At 42.8% G+C, this 11,136-nt stretch carries 6 protein-coding genes; 5 read left to right on the top strand and 1 reads right to left on the bottom strand.

The features are described from left to right. Position 1: 1 nt before the first annotated feature. The 4 genes from glgX (at position 2) to AB4160_RS05735 (ending at position 7,804) form a co-directional block, all read left to right on the top strand. Positions 2-2,131, top strand: a complete 2,130-nt coding sequence (gene glgX, locus AB4160_RS05720; RefSeq protein WP_102438153.1) for a glycogen debranching protein GlgX — start codon at positions 2-4, stop codon at positions 2,129-2,131. After that, entirely contained in the window at positions 2,118-4,631 is a 2,514-nt protein-coding gene (locus AB4160_RS05725; RefSeq protein WP_372003850.1) for a glycogen/starch/alpha-glucan phosphorylase, read from the top strand. Before glgX ends, AB4160_RS05725 begins: the two co-directional genes overlap by 14 nt. 55 nt (positions 4,632-4,686) lie before the next feature. Beyond that, complete coding sequence (glgC, locus tag AB4160_RS05730; RefSeq protein WP_102438149.1) at positions 4,687-5,949, top strand: glucose-1-phosphate adenylyltransferase; 1,263 nt, start codon at positions 4,687-4,689, stop codon at positions 5,947-5,949. Positions 5,950-6,094: 145 nt separating this feature from the next. Beyond that, positions 6,095-7,804 carry a glycogen synthase gene (locus tag AB4160_RS05735; protein WP_372003852.1) on the top strand — a complete coding sequence of 570 codons (1,710 nt, stop codon included), beginning with the start codon at positions 6,095-6,097 and terminating at the stop codon, positions 7,802-7,804. Positions 7,805-7,968: 164 nt separating this feature from the next. On the opposite strand, the gene pabB is transcribed toward AB4160_RS05735, so the two are convergent. Then, entirely contained in the window at positions 7,969-9,384 is a 1,416-nt protein-coding gene (pabB, locus tag AB4160_RS05740; protein ID WP_372003854.1) for an aminodeoxychorismate synthase component I, read from the bottom strand. Between the two features lie 157 nt (positions 9,385-9,541). Here pabB and AB4160_RS05745 point away from each other — a divergent pair, with 157 nt between their 5' ends. Beyond that, positions 9,542-11,083, top strand: a complete 1,542-nt coding sequence (locus AB4160_RS05745; protein WP_303462315.1) for a fumarate hydratase — start codon at positions 9,542-9,544, stop codon at positions 11,081-11,083. Positions 11,084-11,136 lie beyond the last annotated feature (53 nt).

Here is an 11,136-nt window from a genome sequence, read left to right on the forward strand (position 1 = left end):
TATGGAATCGGTTAACCCTTTGCTTACAGGAAAGCCTTACCCCTTGGGCGCCAGCGTTGATGATAATGGCGTGAACTTTGCGCTATTTTCAGCTAACGCCACCCAAGTGGTGCTATGTCTTTTTGACGAGTTTGGGCTTAACGAACAACAATTTCCGTTAACCCAAAAAACCAGACAAATTTGGCATGGTTACTTGCCACAAGCGAAAGCGGGGACCTTATATGGTTATCGGGTTTATGGACCCTATCAACCCTTACTTGGGCACCGCTTTAATCATCATAAACTATTGCTAGACCCTTACGCCAAGCAGCTGTTTGGTGAACTTGAAGCTAACGATGCAACTTATGGCTATCAAATTGATAGCCCTGATTCTGATTTATCTTTTTGCAGCAAAGATAACGCCAAATACATGCCCAAATGCTGTGTAGTAGATGACAGAGCACTAAGAAACAGACCGGTTAAAAGGCTTAATATTCCTTTAGAGCAAACCATCATTTATGAAACCCATGTGAAAGGTTTTAGTGTGTTAAATCCTGAAGTAAATGATGATATTAAAGGCACTTATGCTGGCCTTGCAGCCCCCAGCAGTATCCAATATTTAACCCAGTTAGGGGTTAACTGTGTTGAACTACTGCCAGTGCAAAGCTTTTTCAATGAGCCATTTTTAATCGAAAAGAACCTCAGTAATTACTGGGGCTACAACAGCATTGGATTTTTTGCACCCAACGCAGCTTATATGAGTGGCGAAAGTATTACTGAGTTTCGTGACATGGTTGATAGCCTGCACGATGCGGGTATCGAAGTGATCTTAGATGTGGTTTATAACCATACCGCTGAAGGCAGTCGTTTGGGGCCCACCTTAAGCTTTCGCGGCATCGACAACGCCAACTATTATCGATTGGTGTCTAACGAACAGCGTTTGTATATCAATGATACCGGTTGTGGTAACACCTTTAATTCCAACCATCCGCAAGTGTTGCAATTGATTATGGACTCATTGCGATATTGGGTTGAAGTCATGGGAGTCGATGGTTTTAGATTTGATTTAGCCAGTTGCTTAGGCCGTGAAACCTATGGTTTTGATCCAGGATGCGGTTTTTTTGATGCCTTAGCGCAAGATCCCGTGCTGTGTCAGGTGAAACTGATTGCAGAGCCTTGGGATATTGGCCCTGGGGGTTATCAGCTGGGTAATTATCCTATTGCCTTTAGTGAATGGAACGATCGCTACCGAGATACTATGCGCCGTTTTTGGCGCGGCGATCATGGCATGCTACCTGAATTTGCCAGACGCTTTCATGGTTCAGATGATTTTTTTGAACACCATGGTCGCAGTCCATCGGCGAGTATCAATTTCATTACCAGTCATGATGGTTACACCTTAAAAGACTTAGTCAGTTTTAACCAACGGCATAACTTGGCCAATGGTGAAGGAAACCGTGACGGCCATCATGAAAACCTCAGTGCCAATTACGGCGAAGAAGGCGAAACCAGCAAAGTTGTGATTAACCAAACTCGTCAACGTCAGCAACGAAACTTTCTTGCCACGCTATTGCTGTCTCAAGGGGTACCCATGATCTTGTGTGGTGACGAGATGGGTCACAGTCAGCAAGGCAATAACAATGCTTATTGTCAAGACAATAAGATTAGCTGGATAGACTGGCAAACTATTGATTGGTCATTAGTTGAATTTACCTCGCAATTAATTAACTTACGTCAGCGCTTCCCGATTTTATGTCATAAAGACTTTATTCATGTACCTGATAATAAACGTGATAGTGGCTTTGTTTGGTATGGGCGTGATGGCGAACCTATGTCCAAACGCCAATGGAGTGAACAAAGCTGTCGCAGTTTGGCGGTGGTGATAACTTCCGGTGAATTGGCGCAACAACCCCACGCACTATTACTGGTACTCAATGCTGATGTTGAAAATCAATCATTTACCTTACCGAGTTTAAATTGTTACGGCCCTTGGCAATGCTTGCTGTCAACCCAAAACCTTAATAACGACAATTTAGCGCAAAGTGAATTGATTAAAGAAAGTAAGGCAGTACTCCAAAGTCGAAGCCTGATGTTATTTCATGCCAATTTTCAACTAGTTCAAGATAAGGAATTAATCGATGACAGTCACTAAAAGGAAAACCCGCGAGAAAAAACCGGCCACTAAAGCGGCTAAATCGACACTCAAAAGTGAACCAAAAAGTAATGACCATCTAGATTGCGATCCTTGTGACAGTTTAGATGCCACCTTTAAGCGACAACTTCAAGGGGTGTTAAGCCGTGATGAAAATGCCACCAATGATATGTATGGCGCGTTAGCGTCAGCGGTTAAAGCAAATTTACTGCAACAATGGCGAGAAACACGCTTAAAAGATAACCAATATCAGCAAAAACAAGTGGCTTATTTATCGCTGGAGTTTTTGATGGGCCGTACCTTGGGTAATGCTTTACTCAGTTTAGATTTAACAACAGAGACTCGTGAGGCGCTAAATAGCTACGCAGTAGATTTAGAAACCTTACAAGAAGCCGAGCTTGATGCCGGTTTAGGTAACGGCGGTTTAGGCCGCTTAGCCGCATGCTTTTTAGATAGTTGCGCCAGTTTAGACCTAGCGGTTGTCGGTTATGGTATTCGCTATGAATACGGCATGTTTAAGCAAAAAGTGGTTGATGGTTATCAAATAGAGCAACCGGATCGCTGGTTAAGAGAAGGCAATCCATGGGAAGTGCGATTGGCCAATCACACCATTAGTGTGCCATTTTTTGGCCATACAGAATCCTATGTCGATCTACAAGGTCATCGTCATTATGTGTGGATTGATACTCAAGATGTCAACGCAGTGCCACACGATATGCCAGTACCCGGCTATAAAAACGGTCGGATTAATACTTTAAGGCTGTGGAAAGCTGAAGCCACTGATGATTTTGATTTAGCGGAATTTAATGATGGTGATTATACCGAGGCCGTGGCCCGTAAAAATATGGCCGAACAAATTACCATGGTGTTGTATCCCAATGACGCAAGTGAAAATGGTAAAGAGCTGCGTTTAAGGCAGCAGTATTTTTTATCTTCGGCCAGCTTACAGGACATTTTACTGCGCTATGTGGCGGTTCATGGCAGCGATTTTAGTCGCTTTAGTGAGCTTAATGCCATGCAACTTAATGATACTCACCCGAGTATTTCAGTGCCTGAATTAATGCGTTTGCTCATGGATACCTATGGCTTGGATTGGGATCAAGCATGGGACATTACCTCAAGCAGCGTGGCATACACTAATCACACCTTGTTACCAGAAGCGCTAGAGCGCTGGCCTGTGCGCATGCTAAAGCACATGTTGCCACGCATTTTGGACATTATTTATGAAATTAATGCCCGTTACCTCGAAGACGTTGCTCACCATTGGCCAGGGGATAATGACAAATTAGCGGCGATGTCGATTATCGAAGAAGGCCACGAACCCCATGTGAGAATGGCATACCTTGCCATTGTGGCTAGCTTTTCGGTTAATGGCGTCGCAGGTCTGCATACCCAACTATTAAAGTCTGGTTTGTTTAACGACTTTTATCAATTATGGCCACACAAATTCAATAATAAAACTAATGGTGTGACGCCAAGGCGCTGGCTGGCCCATTGTAATCCGCGCTTGGCACAGCTAATTACTCGCCGTTTAGGCGATAGTTGGGTGACCGATTTAACCCAGCTAACAGCCCTTAATGCCTTTACCGATGACCAAGCCTTTTTGAAGCAGTGGCAAAGTGTCAAATTTGAAAACAAGCTCGATTTAGCCAAATTAGTGGCAGCTGAGTGTGAGGTTGAGTTTGACCCTAAGATGATGTTTGACGTACAGGTTAAACGCATTCATGAATACAAACGCCAGTTACTGAATATATTGCATGTTATTCATTTATATCAACGCATTGTGGCGGGTGATACCCAAGGGATGCAGCCCCGTTGTGTGCTGATTGGCGGCAAAGCGGCGCCTGGTTATGCCATGGCCAAGCAAATCATCAAACTCGCCAATAATGTGGCCCATATGGTGAACTCAGATCCTGTGGTAACGCCATATTTACGTTTTGCTTTTTTGCCAAACTATAACGTCAGCGCCATGGAAAAGATTTGCCCAGCAACGGATTTATCTGAGCAAATCTCCACTGCTGGTAAAGAAGCATCGGGCACCGGCAATATGAAATTTATGATGAATGGCGCTCTCACTATAGGCACTCTCGATGGTGCAAACGTTGAAATGCTTGAAGAAGTCGGTGATGACAACTTCTTCTTATTTGGTCTTAATGCTGACGAGGTTAGTCAGCTTAAATCTCACTACAACCCCCATCAATATATTCAACAGTCACCCGCACTCAAACATGTGTTAGAGATGCTTAAAAGTGGCCATTTCAATTTAGTGGAACCGGGTATTTTTGACAGCATTATTGCAGCCATTGAAGACCCATATGATCAATGGATGATCGCCGCCGATTTTGATGCATATCGCGTAGCACAAGAAAACGTCGCTGCTGCCTATGCCAATCAAGAACACTGGACTCAAATGAGTATTAGAAATACTGCATCCAGCGGACGTTTTTCTAGTGACAACACTATTAGTGCGTATCGTGACGACATTTGGTTTGCCAAATAATCACGCCATTATATTTTCAGCAAGTTGCTGAGTTTAAAGTTAGGAGTCTTAATATATGTCAAATGCTCGTTATATTAGTAATCTTACCCGTGATACCTATGCATTAATTCTAGCTGGTGGTCGAGGCTCTCGCTTACATGAGTTAACCGATTGGCGTGCTAAACCGGCGTTATATTTCGGAGGTAAGTTCCGCATTATTGATTTTCCATTATCAAACTGCATTAACTCAGGGATCCGCCGAGTTGGGGTTGTCACCCAATACAAATCTCACTCGTTAATTCGGCATGTTAGCCGTGGTTGGGGCCACTTTAAGAAAGAGCTGGGCGAGTCAGTGGAAATCTTGCCAGCATCACAGCAAACCTCAGGCAACTGGTATGAAGGCACTGCTGATGCGGTATTTCAAAATATCGATATTATTCGTCATGAGTTACCTAAATACGTGATGGTGTTATCTGGGGACCACGTTTATCGAATGGATTATGCCGGTTTACTGGCCGCTCATGCGGAATCTGGCGCTGATATGACAGTGTGCTGTTTAGAAACGCCCATTCCTGAAGCGGCTAATGCGTTTGGGGTAATGGAAGTGGATGAAGATATGCGCGTTGTCGGCTTTGAAGAAAAACCTGCCGTGCCTAAATCTATCCCAGGTAATGAAGAGTTTTGTTTAGCATCGATGGGCAATTATGTGTTTAACACTAAGTTTTTATTCGATCAGTTAAAGAAAGATGCCAATAACGAAAACTCAGACCGAGATTTTGGTAAAGATATTATTCCGTCCATTATCGAGCACGCCAATATATTTGCTTTCCCGTTCACCAGTGCAGTACCTGATGAGCCAGCATACTGGCGTGATGTGGGCACCTTGGATTCATTTTTTCAAGCCAATATGGAGTTATTGTCACCCACACCAGCACTGAATTTATATGATGCTAAATGGCCAATTTGGACATATCAGGAACAACTTCCACCCGCTAAATTTGTTTTCGATGATGATGATCGCCGTGGTATGGCGGTAGATTCAATCGTTTCTGGTGGTTGTATTATTTCAGGTGCTAAGGTCAAGCGTAGTGTGCTGTTTGATGAAGTGCGGGTGTGTTCATACTCATTAGTGAAAGACTCGGTGTTGTTACCTGATGTAGTGGTACTTAAAAATTGCCGTATTCAAAATGCCATTATTGATCGCGGTTGTATCATTCCTGAAGGTATGGAAATTGGCTTTAATCGTGCCCAAGATATTGCCCGTGGATTTAGGGTGTCAGAAAAAGGCATAACCCTAGTTACTAGAAAAATGCTCGGTTTACCTACGGGTTATGAGTAATTGATTTAGTCGACTTATTCAATTTAGTCGGCTTTTCAATTTAGTTGAGCTGCAGGTTTACCCTTTGGTTAAACTTGGCGGCTCAGCATTTTACATCATGTAACACCGAATAAAAAACCTAATAGCATTTAAAAGGTATTCACTAGTGAAAAAAGTATTAATGATCGCAGCTGAGAACGACGCGATATCTGGCGCGAAAGTCGGTGGTATGGCTGATGTTATTCGCGACTTGCCTCCAGCATTAGCAAGCGAAGATATTATTGTGGATGTGGCTATGCCTAATTATGGCTATATTGCACAAACTTATAATGCTAATAACATCGGCACTGTAGCGGTAAAATTTGGTGCTAATATTGAAATCGTCAGCGTGGCGCTGATGCCAAGACCCAGAACCAGTGTTGACGGCAATACAAACCTTAACAGCCAAGTATACTTATTTGAGCATCATTTATTTAATAGCGAGGGTAATCAAGTTTATTGTGCAGGCAGTAATGATAGGCCCTTTGCTGATGACGCCACTAAGTTTGCCTTATTTAATTTAGCGGTAGCCCAAGCTTATATTGATGGTTTAATCCCCGAAGTTGATGTGATGCATATGCATGACTGGCACGCCGGAATGCTAGTGATGTTACGGGCATTTGACCCACAATATGTCATGTTAAAGCAATGCCAATGTGTATTCTCAATTCATAATTTAGCCCTGCAGGGCATAAGACCCATACGTGATGATGTCTCATCATTTGCTGCATGGTTTCCTGAGCTAACGCACCTTTTAACAGATGAGCAAAAAGCTCATTTAAGCGATCCACGATATCCTAACTGTGTAAACCCAATGAAAATGGGTATTGAGCTCAGTGACAAGGTGCATTTAGTATCGCCGACCTATGCTCATGAGGTGTTAATGGCATCCGATCATCAAAATGGTTTTTTTGGTGGTGAAGGCTTAGAAGCATCCATGTTAGATAAACATAATCGTGGTGACATTGTAGGAATACTCAATGGGTGCGTTTATGAGAATGATGACAGTGGTGTTAATGATAGTGGTGTTAATGATAGTGATGTTAATAGTGCTGAAAGTGAATTGACCACTGCAAAACCTGATAAGAAAACCGCTAACAAATCGATTAATCAGCTATTAGTGAAATCACAAGATGCAGTCATTAAATGGTTAGGTAAAACAGACTCTGCTCGCAGTGTCGATCAAATAACTTTAGCGCGTTTACAACAATGGCAAATGCAACAAATCAACCAAGCGAGCTCGATTGATTTCTTAATGACATCAGTAGGGCGGTTAACAGATCAAAAGGTGTTGCTGTTACGTCAACCCTATCCCGTTGAGGCAAACAGTACTGGCCAAAGCCTATTAGACGCTATGCTGATTGAGTTAAAACGATTAAAACCCCAAGGGGTGTTTATGCTACTGGGGAGTGGCGATCATGTCATAGCCAAAGAGTTTCAACAGGTCGCGTCAAGGCACAGTAACTTTGTGTTTATTAATGGCTATGATCAGCAATTATCCGATGAACTTTATCAGTTAGGTGATTTGTTTGTCATGCCAAGTAGCTTTGAGCCTTGTGGTATCAGCCAATTATTAGCCATGAAGCAAGGTCAGGTGTGTATTGCCCATGGGGTAGGTGGTTTACGCGATACCATTAAAGATCAGCAAACCGGTTGGTTATTTGAAGGTCATAATTTAGCTCATCAAGCGGAACAATTTATTCAGGTGTTAATTAACGCCTTAAGCTTGAGTAATGAGCAACCTGAGCAATATCGTCAAATGGAGATTGCTGCCAGTCAAGAACGCTTTAGCTGGCAACAGGTGGCTAAGCAATATCGCCAGCAGTTATACAGTTGAATACCTTTTTACTACTAAGTTAAAGGTTAAGTAAAGCGGCAGTGTGATGATTGTGAGATTTAACTCAACCCTTAGCTTAGTTAAGTTTTAGCTGAGTTAACTTTCGTAAGCTTCAGCTTAACCCTTAACAGAGCTATTACTATGGTTGAATTAATATGCTTGTTTTAGAGCTTTTCTAATATAGGCAGAATCTTACTGACCTTATCAAAGCATTCTTGATACTCAGCATCGGCATTAGAATCTGCCACTACACCGCCACCGGCCCAGCAATAAATCTTATCTTCTTCAGTCAGCAAGGTTCTAATGGTAATGCTGGTATCCATAGTGCCATCTTGACTGATATAACCAATACTGCCGCAATAAATACTGCGTCTTGATGGCTCTAATTCTTCGATAATTTGCATGGCTCTAATTTTGGGCGCGCCAGTGATAGAACCACCCGGAAAGGCTGCCTTGATAATATCGATGGCAGACAAATTAGCCGCGAGGGTAGCTTCAATGGTGCTGACTAAATGATGCACCGCAGGGAAGCTCTCAATATCAAATAACTTGGGCACATTAACTGTGCCCGCAGTGGCGACTTTACTGATGTCATTACGCAGCAAATCCACAATCATCACGTTTTCAGCGCGATCTTTGACTGAGTGCTGTAACTGCTGGGCTTTTTGTTTATCAATTTCTGCATCTGCTGAGCGAGGCAAGGTGCCCTTAATAGGCTTAGTAGAAATCTTATCACCAGAAAGTTGAATAAATCGCTCTGGCGAAATTGACATTATGCAGTGATTTTCCAATCTCAAGAAGGCTGAAAAAGGGGCTTTATTGGCTGCAGATAACGCGCAATAAGCTTGCCACTCATTGCCATGATAGTTAGCTGAAAACCGCTGCGTTAAATTTATTTGATAGCAATCGCCAGAATGCAAATATTGTTGCACCCGATTAAATTTTTCTTGGTATTGCTGGCTTGTAGTTTGATCTTCCCAAGGGGAGGTTAGTTTGAATTTTGGCTGCGTGGATTTGTTTTTGGTTATTTTTTTAGTTGCGACCTCAATTTTATTCAATGCAGTATCAAGGGCAATTTGGCCTTGATAATGTAAACCAAACCAGCATTGCTGTTGATAGCAATAGATTAAGCAAAAGTCATAAAAACCCACGCTCATTTCAGGCAAGTGAATATCTTGAATAGCGCTGTCTGGCAGTTTTTCTATCACTCTACCCAAGTCATAACTAAAGCTACCTAATGCGCCGCCGCTAAAAGGGAACTTGCATGGCTGTTTTGTCGGGTAAAGTGTTTGCTGCAGTTGAGCTAGATTATCAAAAACAGCTTGCTGACTATCAAAGCTCGCTAGTAACGGGCTTAACGCTTCATCGACAATAGTGAGTTTACTGAGGTTATTTTGATATGTTAAACAAGCTATTGGACTAATAGCAATAATGTCATATTTAGCATCAGTATGGGCTGCGTTGGCCGAATCTAACAGCATAGCCCAAGGCTGGTGGCAGAAATGTTCAAACAAGGTGTGCGTACTAATATCCCAATCCAGTTGCTGAATTGCCAGTGATTGCTTGCCCCGAGAATGCATGTTGTAACCTATTTAAAATGTGATGTAGCCCAAAAACGTTGGAAAGAGTATCATATTGTCCCTGAAAGGATTAATAGCTAATTGAAGGCAATTTTAAAATTGCATTCATATAAAAATAAAACAAGTTATGCCGCAATGGCTGCTGGAGCGCCCCTATATGTCTACAAACTCATCTGCTAATGTCGTGATCAAGCAAGCTGACTTTATTGAAAGCATTGCTGATTCTCTGCAGTATATTTCGTATTACCATCCTAAAGATTTCGTTGATGCAATGGCTAAGGCCTACGATCGTGAAGAAAGCGAGGCTGCAAAAGATGCCATCGCACAGATTTTGATTAACTCACGTATGTCAGCAGAAGGTAAACGTCCTTTATGCCAAGACACAGGTATTGTGACCAGTTTTGTCAAAATTGGTATGGCAGTGCAGTGGGACAAAACCGATATGACGGTTCAGGAAATGGTAGATGAAGGTGTACGCCAAGCTTACCTGAATCCCGATAACCCTTTACGTGCATCAATCGTTGCCGATCCTGCAGGTTCCCGCAAAAACACTCGCGATAACACGCCATCTGTAGTTCATATTGATATGGTGCCAGGTAATCATATTGAAGTCATGATCGCAGCAAAAGGCGGCGGATCAGAAAACAAATCAAAAATGGTGATGTTAAACCCGTCAGATGATATTGCTGCGTGGGTTGAAAAAACCTTACCGACTATGGGCGCAGGTTGGTGTCCGCCAGGTATGTTAGGCATAGGTATTGGTGGCACAGCTGAAAAAGCAGCGGTACTTGCCAAAGAGTCGTTAATGGACCCGGTTGATATCCATGAGCTAATGGAGCGCGGCGCTGAAACCACTGAAGAGAAGCTTCGTTTAGATATCTTTGAACGTGCCAACAATACGGGTATTGGCGCGCAAGGCTTAGGCGGCTTGACCACGGTACTTGATATTAAAATTAAATCAGTGCCGACTCACGCAGCGTCAAAACCTGTGGTAATGATCCCTAACTGCGCAGCAACACGTCACGTGCATTTCCATTTAGATGGCACTGGCCCTGCTGACTTAGTGCCGCCATCATTAGCTGATTGGCCTGAAATTACCCGTGAAGCAGGTGAGAATACTCATCGTGTTAATTTAGACACAGTCACTCAAGCTGAAATCGAAACCTGGAAAAGCGGCGATACCTTATTACTTAACGGTAAAATGCTAACAGGTCGTGATGCGGCTCATAAGCGCATTCAAACCTTGATTGAATCAGGTGAAGGTTTACCTGATGGCGTCGACTTTACTGGTAAATTTATTTACTACGTAGGGCCTGTTGATCCAGTAGGCGATGAAGTTGTGGGCCCTGCAGGCCCAACAACCGCAACCCGTATGGATAAGTTCACTGATCTTATGTTAGATAAAACGGGCTTAATGGGCATGATTGGTAAGTCTGAACGTGGGCCACAAACCGTTGAATCAATCAAAAAACACAAAGCCGTTTATTTAATGGCTGTCGGCGGCGCTGCTTACTTAGTATCTAAAGCGATTAAGAAATCTCGTGTGGTGGCTTTTGAAGACTTAGGTATGGAAGCTATCTATGAATTTGATGTTCAAGATATGCCGGTTACCGTGGCTGTGGATACTCAAGGCGTTAATGCCCATGAAACAGGTCCGGCAATTTGGAAAGTTAATATTGCTAATGCCAAAACCAAATAAGCGTTAATTTTAATTTCACGTTATGGTTTTTGTGGTTAATTTCGTCAAATAGC

The sequence above is a fragment of the Shewanella sp. 10N.286.51.B8 genome, assembly GCF_041469325.1.
Lineage (GTDB): Bacteria > Pseudomonadota > Gammaproteobacteria > Enterobacterales > Shewanellaceae > Shewanella.